This is a genomic window from Micromonospora sp. DT53 (genome assembly GCF_049841535.1).
In the GTDB taxonomy this organism is placed as follows: domain Bacteria; phylum Actinomycetota; class Actinomycetes; order Mycobacteriales; family Micromonosporaceae; genus Micromonospora.
Window position 1 is genome coordinate 167939 of record NZ_JBNCKM010000006.1, and the last position, 21063, is coordinate 189001.

Below are 21063 nucleotides of genomic sequence, written 5' to 3' on the forward strand. Positions count from 1 at the left end.
GTGTCGGTGGCACTCGCACGGACTCTTCCTGATCTGCCAGGTTTCGGCTCAGCGTCGCGGGGTTAATGGGACGCTCTGACCGGGAGGACCACCGCCGAGGAAAGATCGCAGGGAGGTGACCCATGCGCGTCGGCCTCGTCTGCGCGCACGCCAGTTCCTACCGCCACGCCGACGGCCCGCCGGTCGGCACCCGACAGCACATTGCCCGGGTCGCCGCCGAGCTGGCCGAGCGAGGCCACGACGTCCGGCTCTACGACCGCCGGGACGACCCGACGTTGCCGGCGACGATGAACGTCGACGGCTACCAGGTGCACCAGGTGCCCGCCGGCCCGCCCACCCCACTACCCACCGCCGAGCTGATCCCGCACGTGACGGAGGTCGGCCGCTGGTTGGCCGACGAGTGGTCGGGCGCCTGGCGGCCAGAGGTGGTGCACGGGCACTACTGGGTAGGTGGTCTGGCCGCCGCGCACGCCGTCCGGGAGACCGACATCCCGGTGGTGCAGACGTTCCACTCGCTCGGCATCGAGCAGCTGCGTCACCTGGGCGGCCACTACGACGGGCCGGGACAGCGGATCACGCTGGAGCGCGCGTTGACCAGGGCTGTCGACATCGCCGTGGCCCAGTCCAACGACGAGGTCGACGAGCTGACCCGGATGGGTCTGCAACGCAGCTCGGTCGCGTTGGTGCCGGCCGGCGTCGACATCGACCTGTTCCATCCCGACGGCGAGGCCGCACCCCGCGAACAGCGACCCCGCATCCTCTCGGTGGGCTCGCTTGCCGCCGGGCACGGCCAGGAGGACCTGGTCCGGGCGATGCGGCTGGTCGGTGACGCCGAGCTGGTGATCGCCGGTGGGCCCCCGGCCGACCAGTTGGCCAACCACGCCGAGGCACGACGGCTGCGCGAGCTGGCCGAACAGCTCGGCGTCGTCGACCAGGTACGCCTCGTCGGGGCGGTGCCGCACGACCAGATGGCCACCTGGTACCGGTCGGCGGACGTGGTCGCCTGCACGCCGCACTACTCCTCCGCCGGGCGGGTCTCCCTGGAGGCGATGGCCTGCGGGGTGCCGGTGATCGGCTACGCGATGGGCGGCCTGGCAGACGCAGTCGTCGACGAGGTCACCGGCCGCCTGGTGCCCCCCGGTGACGTACGCGCGCTCGGAGTGTCGCTGCGCCGGCTGCTCGCCGACAACGCCGGTCGGTTCGCGTACGGGCACGCGGCCGTGGACCGGGTTCGCAGCAGCTACACCTGGGAGCGGACCGCTGGCGCGCTGGAGCGTCTCTACGAGCGGGTGGTGAGCCGCCGCAAGCCGGTCGAGGCCTGAGCCCCAACAGCGTTGCGGTGCCGGACGGTCAGCTCGGCCGGCCGGCACCCACCATGGCGGGGTCGCGACGGTGTGCCACCGGGCGGTGCTGCTGCGGTTCGGCGTACCTGGTCAGGCCGATCACCGCGGCCAGGGTGATCAGGAAGCCGACAGCGGCCAGCCACTCCCGTCCCGGCCAGATCTTGTCGTTGAGCAGCAGCAGGCCGACGATCGCGGCCGGCACCGCGCCGGCGGCGTCCATCGCGGCGACCGCGGCGGTCGTCGAACCGCGTTGCATGGCCAGGCCGAGCAGCAGCTGGCCGACGATCGAGTGGGCGATCAGCAGGTAGAACAGTGGGTCGGCGAGGAACGCCTCGGCGGACGGCGCGGAGGCCAGTGGCCGGGCGGCGACCGCGGCCGAGCTGAACGCCAGCCCGGCCAGTGAGCCGAGAGCCACCGAACCCGGCGCCCCGTGCAGACGGACGGCGAAGAAGCCGAGCACCGCGATCACGCCGAGCGCCACCAGCAGGGCGATCGAGCCGGCGGTACCGAGCTGCTTCGACGGCGCCGGTCGGGCGGACAGCACAAGCGCGGTGATCCCCGCGAAGAGCAGCGCCAGCAGCACCACCTCCGCCGCCGGTAGCCGCCACTTCAGCACCAGCACCCCGAGGATGGCGGTCACCCCGAGCCCGGCGGCCACGCTGGCCTGCACGAGGAACAGCGGCAGGTCCCGTCGGGCCAGGAAGGCGAGCACGAAGCCGCCGATCTGGCAGCCGAGGCCGACGAGGTACGTCCGGTGCCCGGCGAGGCGCAGCAGCAGGCCCGGATCGAATGTGTGGTGGACAGTGGTGCGGGCCGCGGCCACCGACTGGAGCAGGTTGGCGAAGCCGTACGCGACGATCATCGCCGCGAGGAAGCACCAGCCGGAGGAGACCACTTGGCGAGGATAGAGGTTGCCGGGGGTCAGCGCTCGGCTGGTCGATCGAGGCGGGCGAGGATGTCGGCGTGCAGCACACCGTTGGTGGCCACCACGCTGCTGTCGGTGCCCGGAGCACCGGCCGGCGCGGGCTGTCCGGCCAGATCCGTGACCGTGCCACCCGCCTCCGTGACGATCGGCACCAGCGCCGCCACGTCCCACAGGGACAGTTCCGGCTCGGCCATCACGTCGAGTGCCCCCTCGGCCAACAGCATGTAGCCGTAGAAGTCGCCGTACGCCCGGTTGCGCCAGCTGTCCCGGATCAGGTCGAGCACCGCGTCGAGCCGCCCGGCGCTCTCCCACCCGTTCAGCGACGAGTAGCAGAAGCTGGCGTCGGCCACCCCGCGCACCGCGGACACGCCGATCCGTTCACCCGCCGTGGGGCCGGGTCCGGCGTACGCGCCCGCGCCCGCGCTGGCCCACCAGCGTCGTCCGAGCGCCGGTGCGGACACCACACCGACCGCCGGCCGGTCGCCGTCGTAGAGCGCGATCAGGGTGGCCCAGATGGGCACGCCCCGGACGAAGTTCTTGGTGCCGTCGATCGGGTCGATGATCCACCGGCGGCCGTTCGGATCGGCGGACGGCTGCGCGCCGTACTCCTCACCGAGCAGCCCGTCGGCCGGCCGGTGCTCGGCCAACAGGGCGCGGATCTCCCGCTCCACGGCGGTGTCCGCGTCGGAGACCGGTGTCAGGTCGGGCTTCGCCTCGACGCGCAGGTCGAGCGCGCGGAACCGGGCCGTGGAGACGGCGTCGGCCCGGTCGGCGAGCAGGTGGGCGAGGGCGAGGTCGTCGGCGTACCCGGTCATGCCGGCAACCTAGCCCACGCCCGTCGGGTCACTCGTCGGGCCCGCGCCGGTCACCCTCGCCGGGCCCGCGCTGGTCGCTGTCGCCGCGCGAGTCACCCTCGCCGGCGCGGGAGGCGAGCAGCCGACGGTACGAGGCCAGCCGGCGCGGGTCGGCCTTACCGGCGGCCACCCAGGCGTCCAGCCCACAGTCGGCCTCGTCGGGCGTGTGCGGACAGTTCGGCGGGCACTCGACGGTGCCCTCGACCAGGTCCGGGAAGCCGTGCAGCAGGCTGTCGGCCGAGACGTGCGCCAACCCGAAGCTGCGGATCCCGGGGGTGTCGATGATCCAGCCCGGGTCGGAGTCGACGCCGGGCGCCGGTGGCAGCCGCAGCGCCACCGCGCTGGTCGAGGTGTGCCGGCCCCGGCCGATCGCGCTGACCACGCCGACCGCGCGCAGCGCGTCCGGAACGAGGCGGTTGACGAGCGTCGACTTGCCCACCCCGGAGTGCCCGACCAGCACCGACACCTTGCCGCTCAGCAGCGCACGGAGCGCGTCGAGGTCGGAGTCGGGGCGGTTGAGCACGTACGGCAGCTCCAGCTCGGTGTAGTAGCCGAGCACCTCCTCCGGCCCGGCAAGGTCGGCCTTCGTGAGGCAGAGCAGCGGCTCGACGTCCGCGTCGTACGCGGCCACCAGGCAGCGGTCGATGAACCCGGTGCGCGGCGGCGGGTCGGCCAACGCGCTCACGATCACCAACTGGTCGGCGTTCGCCACCACCACCCGTTCCAGCCGACCCTCGGCGGTGGTCTCGTCGTCGTCCGCGGTGCGACGCAGCACCGAACGGCGCTCGGCGATCCGGACGATGCGGGCGAGAGCGCCCTCCGCGCCGGACGTGTCGCCGACCAGGCTGACCCGGTCACCGACCACCACCGACTTGCGGCCCAGCTCGCGGGCCCGCATGGCGGTGACCGTGGGCAACTCGGCGCCGACAACGCCGCGCTCGGCACCGGCCAGCACGCACTGGTAGCGCCCCCGGTCGACGGCGATGACGAACCCGTCGACCGCGTCGGAGTGCTGCGGGCGGGTGCGCGTACGCGGGCGCGACGACTTTCCGGGTCGGACCCGTACGTCGTCCTCGTCGTACTCCCGCCGTTTGGTCGCCAGGACCTGTCCTCTTCTCGCGTCAGCTCTTGCCGGTCACCATCGCTGACCATAGCGCCGGGAACTCGGGCATGGTCTTGGAGGTGCACCCCACGTCGTCCACCTCGATGCCCGGAACGGCGAGCCCGGCCACCGCGGCGGCGTGCGCCATCCGGTGGTCGTGGTAGGTGCGGAAGGTCCCGCCGCGCAGCGGGCGGGGCCGGATCTCCAGCCCGTCCGGTGTCTCGGTGATGTCCGCCCCGAGCCCGCCGAACTCCCGCGCGAGCGCGGCGAGCCGGTCGGTCTCGTGGCCACGGATGTGCCCGACGCCGGTGAACACCGACGGCGAGTCGGCAAGCAGGGCCAGTGCGGTCAGCACGAGGGTCAGCTCGCCGACGTCGGAGAGGTCGGCGGTCAGACCGTGCACCACGCCGGTGCCACGGACGGTCAGCCCGTTGGTGGAGAGGGTGACCTCGCCGCCCATCCGCTGGAGCAGCGAACGGAGTTGCTCGACCGGCTGCGCGCTGCTGTGCGGCCAACCCTGCAGGGTCACCTCACCGCCGGTGACCAGGGCGGCGGCGAAGAACGGCACGGCACCGGAGAGGTCCGGTTCGATGTCCCAGCCGCGTCCGGTGAGCGGACCGGGCTCGACGGCCCAGACGTCGGGGGTGCTGTCGTCGACCGCCGCGCCGGCGGCCCGCAGCATCCGCACCGTCATCCGAAGGTGCGGAGCGGAGGGCACCGGCGGGCCGACGTGGCGGACCACGACGCCCCGGTCGAAGCGCGGAGCGGCCAGCAACAACCCGGAGACCAACTGACTGGAGGCGGACGCGTCGATCACGACCTCGCCGCCGGTGACCCGGCCGGTGCCGAGCACGGTCAGCGGCAGGCTGCCGGTGCCGGTGACGTCGATCCGAACGCCCAGCGAGCGCAGCGCGCCGACCAGCGGGCCGAGTGGCCGGGTGCGCACGTACGGGTCACCGTCGAAGGTGACCTGCCCGTCGGCCAGGCCCGCCACCGGTGGCACGAACCGCATCACGGTGCCGGCCAGCCCCACGTCGACGTGCGCGGGGCCGACCAGCGGGTGCGGTCGGACCAGCCAGCGCTCGTCGTCGCTGATCGAGACGTGCGCGCCCATCGCCCGCAGGCCGGCGGCCATCAACTCGGTGTCGCGGGCGCGCAGTGGCTGGGCCAGCGTCGACGGGCCGGCGGCCAGCGCGCTGAGCACCAGGGCGCGGGCGGTCATCGATTTGGAGCCGGGCAGGCGCAGCGTCGCCGCCACCGGGTCGGATGCGGTCGGTGCGGTCCACGGCTGCGGCGGCCGGGTCGCGGTCAGGTTCCCCACGGTTACATTCTGCCGTGTCGGGGGGTGGGCGGCGGCGCCCGGCGTTCGTACTCCCGGTTGGCGGGACAGCCGACGGGGCCTCCGACGCGTTAGCGTGTGCCCCATGTGCGGCAGGTACGCGACGACCCGGAGCTCCGGCGAGCTGAGCGCGCTGTTCGAGTCCTCCGACGACTCCGACGGCCTGGTTCGGGCTGATCACAACGTCGCGCCGACCGACCCGGTGCCGCTGGTCCGGGTCACCCCGGAGGGGCATCGCAGCCTCTGTGTCGGCCGCTGGGGTCTGCTGCCGCACTGGTCCCGGTCCGCCTCCGGCGCTGCCCGCATGATCAACGCGCGGGCGGAGACGGTGGCCACCAGTCGGGCGTACGCCAGCTCCTTCTCCCGGCGTCGCTGCCTGGTCCCCGCCGACGGCTGGTACGAGTGGGTCCGCCTGCCCGACGGCGGCCGACAGGCGTACTTCATGACTCCTCGGGACGGCTCGGTGCTCGCGTTGGCCGGCATCTGGTCGGTCTGGGGGTCCGACGCCGAGACCCGGCTCACCTTCAGCGTGCTGACCACCGCGGCGCTCGGCGACCTGGCCGAGGTGCACGACCGGATGCCGGTGCTGCTGCCGCCCGAGCGGTGGTCGTCGTGGCTCGCGCCGACCGACGAGCCGGGGCGGCTGCTCACTGCGGCGTCGGCGGAGCAGTTGGCCGGGTTGGAGATCCGTCCGGTGGGTGCGGCGGTGGGAGACGTTCGCAACGACGGGCCGTATCTGACCGCCCGGGTGGCGGTGGCGTCGACGGCGACGCCGCAGGAGCTGACCCTGTTCTGACACCGCCGCATCGTCGGCCGCCGATTTGCCAGGGTTCCGCGCGATTCGTCTCCTGACTGTTCAGTCATGTTCCCGGCAGACACTTGTCCCGGTGTTGCGAAGTGCGATAGAACACAGCGCCGGTAGTGGTCGTCGATTCGCACGGGGCGGACGACGTCCACAGTTCTTGCCGGTCCCACGGGGGAGGTGGGCGGATGACACGGGCACGTATGCCGCGCACGCACGAGGTGGCGGCGGCGCGGCGAGATCCGCGACTGCTGCGGGCAGTGCGGGAACGGCGACAGGACGACGCGTGGCGCACCAGGGGCACCTGCCAGAGCGTCGATCCGGAGACTTTCTTTCCGGCACCGAACGAGCCGGCGGACGCCGCCGTCGCGCTGTGCCGCAGTTGTGACGTGCAGGGGTCCTGCCTGGCCTGGGCCCTCGACGTCGGCGACTGCCACGGTGTGTGGGGCGGCACCACGCCGCGGGAACGACGGGCGATGCTCGTCGCCTGGCGTGGCGAGGTCGACCCCGACCCGGACGCCATCGACGACGCCGGCCCGCCGGTCCGCGATCGGCTGCTCGCCCTGGTCCCGCTGAGCTGATCGGCGGCCCGGTTCACACCCGTCGCCCGTCCGGCGGCGCAGAATGGGCCGGTGCCACCCAGCAACGAGATCGACACCCCGCGCGGTCCGGCGCGGATCGACACCGACCTGCCGGTCCGCCCGGCCACCGCCCTGCTCGTCCTCGGGCACGGCGCGGGTGGCAGCGTCGACGCGCCCGACCTGCTCGCGGTCCGGGACGCGTCGGTCGCTGCCGGCCTGGCGGTGGTCCGGGTGACCCAGCCCTACCGGGTCGCCGGTCGACGTGCGCCGGCACCGGCAGGTCACCTCGACGAGGCCTGGGTGGCGGTGCTCGCCGTGCTGCGTGACCGGCACGCCGACGTGCCGACGGTGGTGGTCGGTGGGCGTTCCAGTGGCGCCCGCGTGGCCTGCCGGACGGCTCGTGCGGTGGGCGCTGTGGGTGTGGTCGCGTTGGCCTTCCCGCTGCACCCGCCCGGCCGGCCGGAGCGCTCTCGCGCCGCCGAACTGGACACCGGCCTGCCGACGTTTGTCGTCAACGGTGACCGGGACCCGTTCGGGACGCCGGAGCCGGGGCCGACCGTGCGAGTGGTGAGCCGTCCCGGTGAGACGCACGATCTGCGCCGGGATCCGGCCGGCACCGCCGCCGCCGTGCGCGACTGGCTGTACGCCCAGGGCTGGGCGGCCGGCTGACCAGCCGCGGCCGGCTCGCCGGGGCGACCGTTTCCGGCGCCGGGCACGGGTCGTTGCATCCGATGGTGCCGCCGGCCCGATCGGGGCCGGTGACACCAGTCCTCCCAGGCCCTTCCTGGTCCCAGCGCCGGCCGCCGTCGGGGCCGGGGCCAGGAACGGGAGGGCTGGCCGGAATGCCTCAGTGGTCATCTCGCGTTACTACCCCCGGACGACTTTTCTGTGAGGGGGGTGACCGGTGCCAACCGAGACACGAAGCCTGGAACGGGACGAACGGGACGCCCGGCAGCTGAAGCGGCTGCTGGATGGCCCGGAGTGGCCCGCGACGGCGGGACCGGGCGGGGTGGGTGCGGTGAGCACGGGCACACCGGCCGGAAGTGAATCTGCGGGCAGGGCCGTGCGCGTATCCTCGGCGGGAAAGCATCCGACGCGAGGGGATGTGCGGTTGACCACCGAGAAGACGGACGAGCGCAGGGCCCGGTTCGAGCGGGACGCGATGCCATTCGTCGATCAGCTCTACGCTGCTGGGCTGCGGATGACGCGTAACCCGGCGGATGCCGAGGACCTGGTCCAGGAGACCTACCTGAAGGCGTACGCGGCCTTCCACCAGTTCGAGCAGGGCACGAACCTGAAGGCCTGGCTCTACCGGATCCTGACCAACACCTACATCAACTCCTACCGCAAGCGGCAGCGCCAGCCGATTCAGGCGCCCACCGAGGAGATCACCGACTGGCAGCTCGCCGAGGCCGAGTCGCACACCTCCAGCGGGTTGCGCTCCGCCGAGACGGAGGCACTGGACCGGCTGCCGGACAGTGACGTCAAGGAAGCCCTCCAGCAGTTGCCGGAGGAGTTCCGTCTGGCCGTCTACCTCACCGACGTCGAGGGCTTCTCCTACAAGGAGGTCGCGGACATCATGGGCACGCCCATCGGCACCGTGATGTCGCGTCTGCACCGGGGCCGTCGTAATCTGCGCAAGCTGCTCGAGCGCTACGCGGGGGAGCGGGGCTTCAGCGCTGCTCGCTCGGCGAAGGGCTCGACCGCCGCCGCTGCCGGCCGGGAGGTGTGACGTGAGCTGTGGGGAGCCGCACGAGACGGACTGCCGCGAAGTGCTCGCGGAGGTGTATCTCTACCTGGATCTGGAGTGCGCCGACGAGCGCCGCTCGCTGATCCGGCACCACCTGGACGAGTGCGGGCCCTGCCTGCGCGAGTACGGGCTGGAGCAGGAGGTGCGGGCGTTGGTGGCTCGTTGCTGTGGCAACGAGACCGCGCCGGACCAGCTGCGCGAGCGGCTGCGGATCAAGCTCACCGAGCTGGTGGTCTTCGAGACCAGCGACTCTCGTGAGCTGGCCGACTGAGCGTCGGCACAAGCTGGCAAGACCGGTGGCCCGGGTCGATGTCGACCCGGGCCACAGGTGTACCCGGCCTCGGCCGGCTGAGCGGCGACGGGCAGCCGGCCCGTCGACCCGTTCAGGAGTTGGGACGCTTGCCGTGGTTCGCGGCGCTCTTCTTACGAGCCTTCTTCTTCCGGGACTTCTTCGCCATGCTGACCTCCTCGTGATGGGTCGGATCCGTCCTGCGCACGACCTCGGCGCCGATGCGGCCACCGGCGGTCCGGCGTCGGGTCCGACCCGCTGATGGTAGTGCGGTCGGCACCCGCCGCCTTCCCCAGGGCGGGCCTGTCATCCCGGCTGTGCCGCTGCGCGCCCACCGCCGGTCGACCCATGATTGGATACAGCGGCAGGCACGTCGCGAAGAGGGAGGGCCTGGACATGGCCGAGGAGATCCGCGCCGAGATGGTGGCCAACGTCTGGAAGGTCGTCGCCACGGCCGGTGACACGGTGGCCGAGGGTGACACCCTGGTGATCCTCGAGTCGATGAAGATGGAGATCCCGGTCGTCGCCGAGTCCGATGGTGTGCTCCAGCAGCTCGTCGTCAACGAGGGCGATGTCGTGCAGGACGGTGACCTGATCGCGGTGATCGCTTGACCGGGTTGCGGGTCCGCCCGGCGGAGCCGGCCGACTTCCCGGCGGTGGCCCGGTTGACAGTGGCCGCGTACGAGGCGGACGGCCAGCTCAAGGGCGAACACGGGTACGGCGAGGTGTTGGCCGATGTGGCGACCCGGGCCACCAGCGGCGAGGTGCTGGTCGCGGTCGACGAGGTGACCGGGGCGGTGCTCGGCTCGGTCACGTTCGTGCTGCCGGGCACCCGGTTCGCCGAGTTGTCCGGGCCGGGCGAGGCGGAGTTCCGGATGCTCGCCGTCGACCCGGGCGCTCAGGGGCGGGGTGTCGGCGCCACGTTGGTCGAGGCGTGTGTCGACCGTGCGACCGACTTGGGTTGCACGGCGGTGGTGATCTGCGTGCGGGCCGGGATGGCCGATCCGGCGCACCGGCTCTACGCGCGGCGCGGGTTCGTCCGTTCGCCGGAGAAGGACTGGTCTCCGGCGCCGGGCGTGGACCTGCTCGGCCTGCGGCTGGAGCTGACGCGCGGCTGAGCCGCCGGCCGAAGCGCCTGGGCCGTGGCGATCAGGCCGGGTCAGGCGTCGGGCTGCGTGCCGATGGCGGCCAGCAGCTCGTCGGCCACCTCCAGGGCGAGTTTGCGGCGTTCGTCGTCGCTGATGTGCGGCGCGCGGACCGCGAACCAGCTGGTGTGCACGGCGAAGATTGACAGCGCGGCGCGCAGTTGGGCGGCGGGGGAGTCGTCGCCCCGGCAGAGCGCGTCGGCCAGCTCCAACATCCGACCGCGCATCTTCTGGCCGGAGGAGAGGCTCTTGAGCGCGGTCTGGTTCTGCTCGAAGAAGCGCATCACCGACGGCTGGGTGCCGTCGAACATCGTGTCGGCGTACCGGGAGATCAGCTCGCGCCGGGTGTCCAGGGTGGCGGGCTGGGTGGCGGCCCAGGCGATCAGCGCGTCCATCCCCTCCAGCCGGTCCTCGACGAAGCTGGCGACGATGTCGTCCTTGCTCTTGAAGTGGTAGTAGAGAGCAGCCTTGGTGACGTTGAGGCGCTCGGCGATTTCCCGGAGCGAGGTCTTCTCGTACCCCTGCTCGGTGAAGAGTTCGAGCGCGACGGCCTTGATCCGTTCCCGCGTTCCGCCGCCTGTGCTCTCGCTCACCCACGCCCCCCAAATGGCTTGACCGTTGCTCGTACCCAACTTACCGTGCGGCTAGTAAGGTGACTAGCCGGGCGGCAAGTAAGTGCGGCAATCCTCGGGGGGAGCTTACCCATGACTCAGGCAACGCAGGCCGGCACGCGACCCAACAACATACGGGTGGTGCTGTTCGGCCTGATGATCGCGATGATGCTCGCGATGCTCGACAACATGATCGTCAGCACCGCGCTACCGCGGATCGTCGGCGAGTTCGGCGGGCTCAACCACTTCACCTGGGTGGTTACCGCGTACGTGCTGGGCACCACCGTCTCCACTCCGATCTGGGGCAAGCTCGGTGACCTCTACGGCCGCAAGTCGGTCTTCCTGACCTCCGTCGTCGTCTTCCTGGTCGGCTCCGCCCTCTGCGGTATGGCCGGCTCCGGGATGCTCGGTGGCCCCGAGGACGGCATGGTCCAACTCATCGCCTTCCGGGCCGTGCAGGGCCTCGGCGCCGGCGGCCTCATGGTCGGCGTGATGGCCATCATCGGTGACCTGGTCCCGCCCCGCGAGCGCGGGCGCTACCAGGGCATGATCGCCGGCATCATGGCCATCGCCATGGTCGCCGGCCCGCTGGCCGGTGGCTTCATCACCGACCACCTCTCCTGGCGCTGGGCGTTCTACGTGAACCTGCCGCTGGGCGGTGTCGCGCTGCTCGTGCTGATCACCACCATGCACCTGCCGAAGTACCGCACCGAGCACCGGATCGACTGGCTCGGCGCCGGGCTGCTCTCGGTCGGCATCACCGCGATCGTGCTCATCACCACCTGGGGTGGCAACGAGTACGACTGGACGTCGCCGCAGATCATCGGCCTGGCCGTGTTGGCCGTGCTCGCGTTGGTGGTGTTCGGGATGGTGGAACGCCGTGTCCAGGAGCCGATCCTGCCGCTGTCGCTGTTCGCCAACCGCAACTTCGCGCTGATCTCGGTGATCGGCTTCCTGCTCGGCTTCGCGATGTTCGGCGCGATGAACTTCCTGCCGCTCTACCAGCAGACCGTGCAGGGTGCGTCGGCGACCAACAGTGGTCTGCTGCTGCTGCCCCTGATGTTCGGCATGCTTGTCGTCTCGCTGGTCATCGGCCGGGCGATCACCCGCAACGGCAAGTACCGGGCGTACCCGATCATCGGTGGCGTGGCGATGACGGGGGGCATGGCGCTGCTGTCCATGCTCGACACCGACACCAGCAAGCTGATGTCCTCGCTGTACATGATCGTGCTCGGCGTCGGCATGGGCTTCCTCATGCAGACGTCGATGCTCATCGCGCAGAACAGCGTGGAGCAGAAGGACCTCGGCGCGGCCAGCGGCGCGGCCACCTTCTTCCGGTCGATCGGTGGCTCGTTCGGCATCTCGCTGTTCGGCGCGATCTTCGCCAACCGGCTGGCCAGCTCCGAGGGCGGCCGGGCCTTCGGTGGCGAGTCCGGCGGCTCCGGGATGGATCTGGAGAAGCTCAAGGAACTGCCCGCCCAGGCACGCGAGTTGGTGCTCGGAGGTCTCGCCGACGCGATCTCGCACGTCTTCCTCTGGGCGGTGCTGTTCACCATCGTGATCCCGGTGCTCGCCTGGTTCATCAAGGAGATCCCGCTGCGCACCGCGAACGAGGCGCCGCCGCAGGCCACCCCGGAGGAGGAGGCCGAGGTCGCCCTCGGCAAGGCAGCTCCGGTCGCCTGACCCGACCCCGAACCCCAACGCGCCGCGTCGACCCTCACGGTCGGCGCGGCGCGCCCCTGCTCAGCCGTTGCCAGAGACGGCGCAGGGGGTTGCGGGGGCGGGGGAGCCGGGAGGATCGAGTGCCCAGCAGTTCGGTGGCCAGTGCCGCCGTCGCCGGGTCCACCTGCGGGGCGGCGAGTGCCAGATGGGCCAGCGAAGCGGCGATCGGGACCGGCCGGCTCCGCGCCACGGCCGCCGCGTCGGCCAGCCGCTCCGCCACCACCCGAGCCACGTCCGACCGCACCGACGGGTCCACCCAGGCGGCGGTGACCAGGGCGAACAGCGCCGCCTCGGTGACCCAGTCCTCCACGCCCCAGATCAGATCGAGAAGCACCCGGCGGCGGGTCGAGCCCTCCCACGGCTCGTCGGTGCGGTGGTGCAGCAGCCCCAGACAGGCCCACACCTGCACACCGCGAACCCAGACCGACGGATCGTGGGCGGCCAGCAGTCGACCCACCGCGTTGGCCGGCGCCGCGGGCGGATGCACCAGCAGGCCGAGCAGGTCGTCCAGGTCGAGGCCGGCCAGGCCCACCGCCGCGTCGTACGCCGCCGGTGGGTGTGCCCACGCCGGGTGGGCGATCTGCCCGATCCGTTCGACAGCTGTCGCCGAGGGCGCCGCCAGCGCGGGCGTGGGGACGACGTCCGCGTAGTGCCACAACCGCGCAGCTGTCGCCCGTCGGGGCTCGCGCGGGTCGGGCTCCGGCGCGCCGACGACCTCGATCCGCAGCCCGGGGGCCGTGGAGATCGCCGTTCCGACCGCGCTCGGCGGGGCGGCGGCGGGTAGGCGTACCGCACCGCCGAGACCGTTGTCGTCATCGGCGACCGCCTGGCGCATCGCGTCGACCAGAGGCCCGCCGGCCGGGGTGAGTTGGCCGAGCCAGGGGCGGCCTCGGCAGCACTGGGCCAGGTCGCCGTGCTCGTGGCTGTCGTCCGGGTGGTCCCGCACGAAGTCGGCGAGCGCGACCAGGTGGGCGAGGTCACCGTCGCGCAGGTGCCGCAGCCGGTGGGCGGTGTGCACCGCGCAGTCGAACGACGGATCGCGCGCCAGCGCCCGCTCGGTCCACTCCAGGGCCTCGTCCAATCGGCCGATCTCGGCCAGGGTGCCGGCGATGTCCGCGTAGATCGCCAGGTCGTCGGGGTCCAGCTCGACGGCCCGACCGAGGGCCGCGAGGCCGTCGCGGGTCCGGCCCGAGCTGCGGTACGCGTACCCGAGCCACACCTCGCCCATCTTCGAGGGCTGTGCGCGTACCCCTCGGGTGGCCCAGCGGACCGCCAGCTCGTTCTCGCCGAGGCGGCGGGCCAGCGCGGACGCCGCGCCCAGCAGCAGGCCGTGTTCGGGGTGCACGGTGGCCGCGTTGCGGGCGAGCGTGAGGTACGGGGTCAGCGGGGCCCGGCCGAGCCGCGGCACCGGGTCGGGCAGCGCGGCGCACACCTGCATGAGGACGCGGGCGACGTGCTCCGGGTCCAGTCGTGCGGCCAGCTCGGGCGCGGTGACCCAGGGCACGCCGGCCCACTCGGTGCCGGGCGCGTACGTCGTCGCCGCGGCCAGCAGCTCCAGCCCCTCGGCGGGGCGGCCCGCGGTGGCGAGGAGGTGGGCGCGGGCGACCACCGCACCGACGAAGGTGTGGTGGTTGATCGGAAAGAGGTCGAGGCCGCCGCCGCTCGTCGCGGCGAGCCGGGCCAGTGTCTCGTGCACCTCCGGGAGGGTGGGAGCCCGTGCCAACGCGCCGGCCAGGTGGCCGGCGGCGTGGTGCAGGTCACCCTCGTCGAGTGCCAGCCGGGCCAGCGCCAGCTCCTCCGTCACGGAGAGCGCGGGGTCGTCCGTTCCCTCGGGCACGTCGTCCTCTCGTCGCGGGCTAGACCGGGTGCAGCGGGTAAAGCCTAGTTGACATTGAGATCAACTGGTGATCACCTGCGCATTTCTGCTCGTTCGATTGCTGAGATACGCTCAAAAGTGCAAGACTGAGCAAGAATCGCGCGGCAACCGCGCAGGGGGAGGGGTTTCCGTGACACGTGCAGGGGCTGGGATGGCCGCCGACATCGACGAGCAGCCGACTGGCTACGCGCGCCTGCTCTCCGCCGCCAACGCCGCCGAGATCGCCCGGGTGGCGGCGGTCATCGCCGAACGTCGGCCCCGACACGTGGTCTTCACCGCGCGGGGCACCTCCGATCACGCGGCCCTCTACGGGGCCTACCTGACCGAGATCCGGCTCGGTCTGCCCGCCGGGCTCGCCTCGCCCAGCGTCGTCACCCTGTTCGGGGCCCGCCCCGACCTGTCCGACGCGCTGGTCGTCGGAGTCAGCCAGAGCGGTGGCTCGCCCGACCTGGCCGAGGTGCTGCGCGCCGCCCGAGCGTCCGGGGCGCTGACCCTCGCGGTGACCAACGCCCCCGACTCGCCGCTTGTCGACGTGGCCGAGCTGAGCGTCGACATCGCCGCCGGGCACGAGCGGGCGGTGGCCGCCACCAAGACGTACACCGCCGAGTTGCTCGCCCTGTTGATGCTCGTGGAGGGGATTCGGGCCGGCGACGGCGTGCTCCCGAAGGGCGAACGGGAAGCGCTCGACGCACTGCCCGAGCTGGCCGCCCGCACCCTGGCCGACGGCACCCCGGCCCAGCTCGCCCCGCGCTACCGGTTCGCCCGCCAGCTGGTCACCACCGGCCGGGGGTACGCCTACCCGACCGCCCGGGAGGCCGCGCTGAAGCTGATGGAGACCTCGTACCTGCCGGCGCTCGCCTTCTCCGGCGCCGACCTGCTGCACGGCCCGCTCGCGATGACCGACCCGGAGGTGCCGGTGCTCGCCGTGGTCGGCTCCGGTCCCGGTGGCCGTTCGATGGGCGAGGTGCTGCCCCGCCTCGGTGAACGCCGCGCCGACGTCGTGGTGGTCGGCTCCGCCGACGTGCCGGGCGCCACCCGACTGGCCGTTCCCGAGGTCGACGAGCGGTACGCCCCGCTGCTGGACATCCTGCCGATGCAGCGCCTGGCGCTGGCCCTGGCGCTCACCCGAGGCGAGGACCCGGACGCGCCGCGCGGGTTGAAGAAGGTCACCGCGACGATGTGAGGCGCGGCGTGGCACCCTGGTCACCGTGTCCACGCTGCGCGACCTCGCCGAGGAGCACACCCATCTCCGTCCGGCCGACATCGACCACCTGCACCGGATCGCGGGCGACTGGCAACTGCTCTCCGATCTGTCCTTCGCTGACCTGCTGCTCTGGGTGCCGGTCGACGCCGACGGCACGTTCCTCTGCGTCGCCCAGGTCCGCCCGACCACCGCGCCGACCGCCTACCAGGACGACCAGGTGGGTCGGATCGTCGGCGGGTCGGAGGTGGCCCACCTGGGGGTGGCGTACTCCCAGGGCCGGATCTGGCGCGAGGGCGACCCGGTCTGGTATGGCGACGTGCCGGCCCGACACGAGGCGATCCCGGTCCGGCTGCGTACCGCCGAGGGGGAGGCCGGCGAGGTGATCGCCGTGGTGGGGCGGGACACCAACCTCTCCACCGCCCGTACGCCCAGCCAGCTGGAACTCAACTACCTCACCACCGCCGACGACCTGGCGCAGATGATCGCGGACGGAACCTTCCCGCCGCCGAGGCACCCGGGCGAGACCACCTCGGCGCCCCGGGTCGGCGACGGCCTGGTCCGGCTCGATGCCGGCGGCAAGGTCACCTACGCCAGCCCGAACGCGCAGTCCGCGTACCGCCGACTGGGTTACGCCTCCCACCTGGTGGGGGAGGACCTGGCCGCGCTGCACCGCCGGCTGGCCGGTGACCCGCTGGACGGCACCGAGGCCTCCAACGGCATCCTGGCCGCGCTGCGCGGTGAGGCGCCGCCCCGCCGGGAGATCGACGCACGAGGTGCCACGATGCTCACCCGGGCGCTACCGCTGATGCCGGCAGGGGTGCCGATCGGCGCGCTGGTGCTGGTCCGGGACATCACCGAGGTCCGTCGCCGGGACCGGGCGCTGATCACCAAGGACGCCACGATCCGGGAGATCCACCATCGGGTGAAGAACAATCTCCAGACGGTCGCCGCGCTGCTGCGGTTGCAGGCCCGCCGGGTGGCGATGCCGGAAGCCCGTGTCGCGCTGGAGGAATCGGTCCGGCGGGTCGCCTCGATCGCCCTGGTGCACGAGACGCTCTCGATGTCCAGCGACGAGGCGGTGGAGTTCGACGGCATCGTCGACCGGGTGGCCAGCGCGGCGACCGAGGTCGCGGCGACCGAGGTGAGCGTCGGCATGCGGCGGCGGGGCAGCTTCGGCGTACTGCCGGCGGAGATCGCCACCTCGCTGGTGATGGTCCTCAACGAGTTGCTGCTCAACGCCGTCGAGCACGGCTTCCCGCCGGCCGACGAGGCCGAGGAGCCCCCCGTACCCGCCGCCTCCGGCATGGTGCCGGTCGCCGTTCCCGAGGTCGACCCGTCGCTGCGACCCGAGGTGGTGGTCTCGGCGCACCGATTCCGCAAGATGCTGCACGTCTCGGTGACCGACAACGGGCGCGGCCTACCCCCGGACTTCGACGCCGAACGCGGCAGCCGGCTCGGCCTCCAGATCGTCCGGGCCCTGATCACCGGTGAGCTGCGCGGCACCATCGAACTACGTGCCGGCGCCAACGGTGGCACCGAGGCCATGCTTGTCGTCCCGCTGGCCCGCAACACCCACGACGGCCGCTCGCAGGCCTGAGCCGCCGCCCGCCGCCCGCCGCCCGGCTTCCGCCTCCCGCTCGGGCGGGTCCGCGTCGGGGAGCGGATGTCTGGATGAGCGTGATGCCGGTGGGTCATCTTGATGACTCACCGGCATCACGCTCAACGAGGTGCGCGGACCGCCGGCCTGCCCATGGACGGACCGGTCAGCGCCCGGCACGGCTGGTCAGCAGGGCCACGGTCAGGCCGGGGCGCTGCCAGACCTGCGTGACGGTGAAGTCCGCGCGGAGCGCGTCGCCCTTGGCGTCCGGCACGGCGGCCAGCGGCTCGGCGTGCCGGCCGGAGACGACGAGCCACACCCGTGTCGTACCGGCCAGGCACGGTGCCGGCCGGGGGCACTCGGCGGCCCACAGGTCGCCGCGGCGCACCTCGTCCTCGGTGACCAGCACGTCGCGTGGTGGGTCGCCGAGGTGGTACTCGATGCCGAGGTCGAGGAAGAGCCAGCTGTGCCGGGGCGAGTAGACCACCCCGTCACCCGGTCGTTGACCGTCGGCGATCACCCGTGCCGCCCCGGCGTAGTCCACCGGCGCGCTGCGCGGCCACTCGTGGGTCCGTCGCAGCGCGGTCTGGTCGGGTAGGCCGAGCAACCCGGCCAGGACCACCACGACGAGCGCGGCCGGCGCGGCCACGGCGGCCAACGCCGCACCCGCCAGCAGGCACGCGAAGGGCACCACGAAGACCAGGTACCGGGGCACCCACAGTGGTACGACCGTGCCGGCGGCGAAGAGCAGCAGTACGGGCAGCAGCACCGCGCTCACCGGCAGCAGGGCCCGCCGCCCGAGCCGGGCGGCGCCCAGCGCGGCGACCCCGACCAGCAGGCCACCCACCACACTGCTCTGGGCGACGCCGCCGGGCAGCGCGCTCAGGTCGTCCAGCCGGGCCAGGTGGACCCAGTTCAACTGCCGGGACTGCTGGGTCCGGGCCTTGACCAGCAGCGGACCGGCCAGCAGCGCGACCGGCACCACGGCGACCAGCCACCGCCACACCCGCCGGTCCCGCTCGGCGTCGAGGTGCGCGGGAGCGGCGATGCCGGCCGCGGTCGGGCCGCGCCACCAGGCGATGAGGACGACCAGCGCGTGGGCGGTGAGCACTGTGAGCGCGATCAGGTGGATGAGCCCGAGAGCGGCGACGGCGGCGGCGTAGCCGGCCCAACGGGCCCAGCTCGGTCGACGCAGCGCGATCACCAGCAGCAGGGTGGCGAGCACCGCGAGCATGGTGGCCAGCGCGTACGGGCGAGCCTCCTGCCCGTAGCGGGAGGTGCCGGGGAGCACCGCGAACAGCAGCCCGGCGAGGAGGCCGCCGCGCCTGTCGACGAGCCGCGCGCCGAGCACGGCGAGCAGCCCGGCGGCCACTGTCATCGCCAACACCGCCGGTACGCGCAGGGCGATCGTGGAGTCGCCGACGACTGTCGTCCAGACGTGCATCAGCAGGTAGTACGGCCCGGTGGCGGCGTCGATGGTGCCGGCCAGCCGGGCCAGGTCGCCGGGCGACCGGGTGGCCGCGCTCCACGTCGCCAGCTCGTCGCGCCAGAGTTGGGCGGAGCCCAGCCCGGTCAGGGTCACCGCCAGGGTCACCAGCGCCGGGGCGAGCCAGACCGGCAGGCGGCGCAGGCGTTCCCACGCCGCCCCGGCCGACCTCTCGGACAATTGCCCCACGGTCCGAGCCTGCCACGGCCACCTCCGTCGTGGGCGTCAGCCGGCGGTAGGCGGTGGGCGCCAGGCCGGCATCACGTCGTTCGGTCGGGCGGTCTTCGCCGGATCACGTTCCACAAGCTCGTCCAGCACGTCGTCGATCCGGTCGATCAGCTCGTCGTCGAGCCGTACCGTGGCGGCCGTGGCCGTCTCGGCCAGCTGCTCGGGCCGTGAGGCGCCGACGATCGCGCTCGCCACCGTCGGGCGGCGCAGCACCCACGCCACCGCCAACTGGGCCATCGTGCAGCCGGCCGCGTCGGCGATCGGTCGGAGCCGGCGTACCCGGGAGAGCAGCGCGTCCGAGGAGTAGCGGGCGATGAACGAGCCACCGAAGCCGTCGGTGGCCCGGGAGCCGGCGGGCGGACGTCGGCCGGGTTCATACCGGCCGGTCAGCACGCCCATGGCCAGTGGCGCCCAGGCGAGCTGGCCCAGGCCGAGATCGGCGCAGGCGGGCGACACCTCGGCCTCCACCACCCGCCACAACATCGAGTACTGCGGCTGGTTGGCGATGAACGGGATGTGCAGCTCGGCGGCGAGCCGCAGGCCCGCGCGCAGCTGCGGGGCGGTCCACTCCGAGGCGCCGACGTAGAGCACCTTGCCCTGGCGGACCAGGTCGGCGAAGGCGAGCATCGTCTCCTCCAGCGGCACGCTGTCGTCGTACCGGTGCGCCTGATAGAGGTCGACGTAGTCGGTGCCCAGCCGGTTCAGCGAGGCGTGACAGCCCTCGATGATGTGCTTGCGGGACAGCCCGGCGTCGTTGGCTCCGGGCCCGACCGGCAGGCACACCTTCGTGCACAGCTCGATCGAGCTGCGCCGGACACCACTCAGCGCCTTGCCCAACGCCTCCTCGGCCCGCCCCTGGGCGTACCGGTCGGCGGTGTCGAAGGTGGTGATGCCCGCGTCCAGGGCGGCGGCCACGCACGCGGCCGCCGCGTCGTCGTCGAGTTGGTTGCCGTGGGTCACCCAGTTGCCGTACGCGACCGCGCTGACGCGCAGGCCCGACCGGCCCAGTTGTCTGTACTCCATGTGGGGATCCTCGGGCCGCTCCGTGCTGTCGCCGAACCGTTCGAACGTGGTCGAATCCGTGGGTGATCGAGGTTCGGTTCTCACCCGACGACCTCAGCCGGGTCCGGTTCGTGCACTCGCCCCTGGCCGAGCTGGTGGCCAGTTCCTGGGCGCTGCGCAAGCCGGCGAAGTACTGGATGCACCGTCCGTGGCGGGAGCGCGCGGAGCGGCTGCTGCCGGAGGCCGGCCTGGAACCGCTGTTGGCGGTGCTCAGGTCGTCCAACGGCTACGTGCCGGATTTCCTCACCCCGATCGGGGTGGCACCGAACCTGGCGGCCGAGCTGCGGGCGGTCGCCGGCACCGACCCGTCCCGGGTGCGGCGGCAACTGGACCGGGCCGGAGCACCCCGGCTGACGCCTGACGAGCTGGTCGCGCAGTTGCACAGGTACTTCACCCTGCTGATCGCACCGGACTGGCCCCGGCTGCGGGCGCTCGCGTTGGCGGACATCCGGCGGCGCACGCTGCTCGCCGCCGAGCAGGGCGGGCGCACCCTGCTCCGCGAGTTGCACCCGTCGATCCGCTGGGACGGCGCGGCGCTGCGGGTCGCCGTCGGCACGACCCGGCCGGCCGGCCTGGACGGACGCCCGTGGACGATGCTGCCCACCTCGTTCGCCGGGCCGACGGTGCACGCGATCATGGAGGGCGATGCCGGGCCCGCCCTCTGCTATCCGCCCACCGGGTTGGGTGGGCTGTGGGATTCACCGCCGCCCAGCGCCGCGCTGGGCGCCCTGCTCGGCGGTACGCGGGCGGCGGCGCTCTCCCTGCTCGACTCGCCGCTGAGCACCGGTGAGTTGGCCGCGCTGCTGGGTCTCGCGCCGGCGACGGCGTCGCACCACCTCACCACGCTGCGGGACAACGGCCTGATCGCGGGCGTACGGCAGGGGCGGGTGGTGCGTTATGCCCGAACTGTCCTTGGTGACCAGCTGGTCGACTGACCCTCGGCCCGTGATGTGGGATCCAGCACGTGGACATTGGCCGGCCCCCTCGGGGTGTGGCAGCATGGGCCCATGACCGCCGCAGTCGTCCGCCGCTTCGTGGCACGTCGCCACGTTGATTACGGCCGCGTGCGCAGCGCGATCTGTCCGGCCTACTGACGACGCCCGACCAATCTGTCTCGGGCGCGCTCCGCGCCGGCTGTCTGAAGACA

21 protein-coding genes are annotated in these 21063 nt (G+C 72.8%); 12 read left to right on the forward strand and 9 right to left on the reverse strand.

Annotation, left to right across the window (positions count from 1 at the left end):
* The first annotated feature begins 122 nt into the window (after positions 1-122).
* Positions 123-1322 carry a glycosyltransferase gene (locus tag ACLQ3B_RS20255; protein WP_425782277.1) on the forward strand — a complete coding sequence of 400 codons (1200 nt, stop codon included), beginning with the start codon at positions 123-125 and terminating at the stop codon, positions 1320-1322.
* A gap of 28 nt (positions 1323-1350) precedes the next feature.
* Here ACLQ3B_RS20255 and ACLQ3B_RS20260 read toward each other — a convergent pair whose 3' ends face one another.
* From ACLQ3B_RS20260 to aroA, 4 genes are all read right to left on the reverse strand, one after another.
* Entirely contained in the window at positions 1351-2205 is an 855-nt protein-coding gene (locus tag ACLQ3B_RS20260; protein WP_425782541.1) for a hypothetical protein, read from the reverse strand.
* Positions 2206-2264: 59 nt separating this feature from the next.
* Positions 2265-3083 carry a histidinol-phosphatase gene (hisN, locus tag ACLQ3B_RS20265; protein ID WP_425782278.1) on the reverse strand — a complete coding sequence of 273 codons (819 nt, stop codon included), beginning with the start codon at positions 3081-3083 and terminating at the stop codon, positions 2265-2267.
* 28 nt (positions 3084-3111) lie between these two features.
* Positions 3112-4020 (reverse strand): ribosome small subunit-dependent GTPase A, encoded by a 909-nt coding sequence (gene rsgA / locus ACLQ3B_RS20270; protein WP_425782542.1) that lies wholly within the window; start codon positions 4018-4020, stop codon positions 3112-3114.
* A gap of 223 nt (positions 4021-4243) precedes the next feature.
* Complete coding sequence (gene aroA / locus ACLQ3B_RS20275; RefSeq protein WP_425782279.1) at positions 4244-5545, reverse strand: 3-phosphoshikimate 1-carboxyvinyltransferase; 1302 nt, start codon at positions 5543-5545, stop codon at positions 4244-4246.
* Positions 5546-5648: 103 nt separating this feature from the next.
* Here aroA and ACLQ3B_RS20280 point away from each other — a divergent pair, with 103 nt between their 5' ends.
* From ACLQ3B_RS20280 to rsrA, 5 genes are all read left to right on the forward strand, one after another.
* Complete coding sequence (locus ACLQ3B_RS20280; protein ID WP_425782280.1) at positions 5649-6359, forward strand: SOS response-associated peptidase; 711 nt, start codon at positions 5649-5651, stop codon at positions 6357-6359.
* A gap of 194 nt (positions 6360-6553) precedes the next feature.
* Positions 6554-6946 carry a WhiB family transcriptional regulator gene (locus ACLQ3B_RS20285; protein ID WP_425782281.1) on the forward strand — a complete coding sequence of 131 codons (393 nt, stop codon included), beginning with the start codon at positions 6554-6556 and terminating at the stop codon, positions 6944-6946.
* Between the two features lie 51 nt (positions 6947-6997).
* Positions 6998-7615 carry an alpha/beta family hydrolase gene (locus ACLQ3B_RS20290; RefSeq protein ID WP_425782282.1) on the forward strand — a complete coding sequence of 206 codons (618 nt, stop codon included), beginning with the start codon at positions 6998-7000 and terminating at the stop codon, positions 7613-7615.
* Between the two features lie 235 nt (positions 7616-7850).
* The gene (locus tag ACLQ3B_RS20295; protein WP_124818865.1) at positions 7851-8678 is read left to right on the forward strand and encodes a sigma-70 family RNA polymerase sigma factor; all 828 of its coding nucleotides are present in this window, start codon (positions 7851-7853) and stop codon (positions 8676-8678) included.
* A gap of 1 nt (position 8679) precedes the next feature.
* The gene (gene rsrA, locus ACLQ3B_RS20300) at positions 8680-8967 is read left to right on the forward strand and encodes a mycothiol system anti-sigma-R factor (protein WP_124818863.1); all 288 of its coding nucleotides are present in this window, start codon (positions 8680-8682) and stop codon (positions 8965-8967) included.
* A gap of 112 nt (positions 8968-9079) precedes the next feature.
* On the opposite strand, the gene ACLQ3B_RS20305 is transcribed toward rsrA, so the two are convergent.
* Positions 9080-9154, reverse strand: a complete 75-nt coding sequence (locus tag ACLQ3B_RS20305) for a 50S ribosomal protein bL37 (protein ID WP_369814844.1) — start codon at positions 9152-9154, stop codon at positions 9080-9082.
* A 221-nt stretch (positions 9155-9375) separates the two neighbouring features.
* Between ACLQ3B_RS20305 and ACLQ3B_RS20310 the strand changes: the two genes are divergently transcribed.
* Positions 9376-9597 (forward strand): biotin/lipoyl-binding carrier protein, encoded by a 222-nt coding sequence (locus ACLQ3B_RS20310; RefSeq protein ID WP_196930429.1) that lies wholly within the window; start codon positions 9376-9378, stop codon positions 9595-9597.
* Entirely contained in the window at positions 9594-10103 is a 510-nt protein-coding gene (locus ACLQ3B_RS20315) for a GNAT family N-acetyltransferase (protein ID WP_425782283.1), read from the forward strand. Before ACLQ3B_RS20310 ends, ACLQ3B_RS20315 begins: the two co-directional genes overlap by 4 nt.
* 41 nt (positions 10104-10144) lie before the next feature.
* Here ACLQ3B_RS20315 and ACLQ3B_RS20320 read toward each other — a convergent pair whose 3' ends face one another.
* The gene (locus ACLQ3B_RS20320) at positions 10145-10723 is read right to left on the reverse strand and encodes a TetR/AcrR family transcriptional regulator (RefSeq protein WP_425782284.1); all 579 of its coding nucleotides are present in this window, start codon (positions 10721-10723) and stop codon (positions 10145-10147) included.
* 111 nt (positions 10724-10834) lie between these two features.
* On the opposite strand from ACLQ3B_RS20320, the gene ACLQ3B_RS20325 reads away from it, so the two are divergent.
* A complete protein-coding gene (locus ACLQ3B_RS20325) occupies positions 10835-12424 on the forward strand; it encodes an MDR family MFS transporter (RefSeq protein WP_425782285.1) in 1590 nt (529 codons plus the stop codon).
* Positions 12425-12458: 34 nt separating this feature from the next.
* On the opposite strand, the gene ACLQ3B_RS20330 is transcribed toward ACLQ3B_RS20325, so the two are convergent.
* Complete coding sequence (locus ACLQ3B_RS20330; protein WP_425782286.1) at positions 12459-14300, reverse strand: tetratricopeptide repeat protein; 1842 nt, start codon at positions 14298-14300, stop codon at positions 12459-12461.
* 190 nt (positions 14301-14490) lie between these two features.
* Here ACLQ3B_RS20330 and ACLQ3B_RS20335 point away from each other — a divergent pair, with 190 nt between their 5' ends.
* Complete coding sequence (locus ACLQ3B_RS20335) at positions 14491-15522, forward strand: SIS domain-containing protein (RefSeq protein WP_425782287.1); 1032 nt, start codon at positions 14491-14493, stop codon at positions 15520-15522.
* Between the two features lie 25 nt (positions 15523-15547).
* Positions 15548-17140 (forward strand): histidine kinase N-terminal domain-containing protein, encoded by a 1593-nt coding sequence (locus tag ACLQ3B_RS20340; protein ID WP_425782288.1) that lies wholly within the window; start codon positions 15548-15550, stop codon positions 17138-17140.
* 166 nt (positions 17141-17306) lie between these two features.
* Here ACLQ3B_RS20340 and ACLQ3B_RS20345 read toward each other — a convergent pair whose 3' ends face one another.
* Both ACLQ3B_RS20345 and ACLQ3B_RS20350 read right to left on the reverse strand, forming a co-directional pair.
* Positions 17307-18815: a glycosyltransferase family 39 protein gene (locus ACLQ3B_RS20345; RefSeq protein WP_425782289.1), complete on the reverse strand. Its 1509-nt coding sequence runs from the start codon at positions 18813-18815 to the stop codon at positions 17307-17309.
* Positions 18816-18851: 36 nt separating this feature from the next.
* The gene (locus ACLQ3B_RS20350) at positions 18852-19877 is read right to left on the reverse strand and encodes an aldo/keto reductase family protein (RefSeq protein ID WP_425782290.1); all 1026 of its coding nucleotides are present in this window, start codon (positions 19875-19877) and stop codon (positions 18852-18854) included.
* A 62-nt stretch (positions 19878-19939) separates the two neighbouring features.
* Here ACLQ3B_RS20350 and ACLQ3B_RS20355 point away from each other — a divergent pair, with 62 nt between their 5' ends.
* Positions 19940-20851, forward strand: a complete 912-nt coding sequence (locus tag ACLQ3B_RS20355; RefSeq protein ID WP_425782291.1) for a helix-turn-helix domain-containing protein — start codon at positions 19940-19942, stop codon at positions 20849-20851.
* Positions 20852-21063 lie beyond the last annotated feature (212 nt).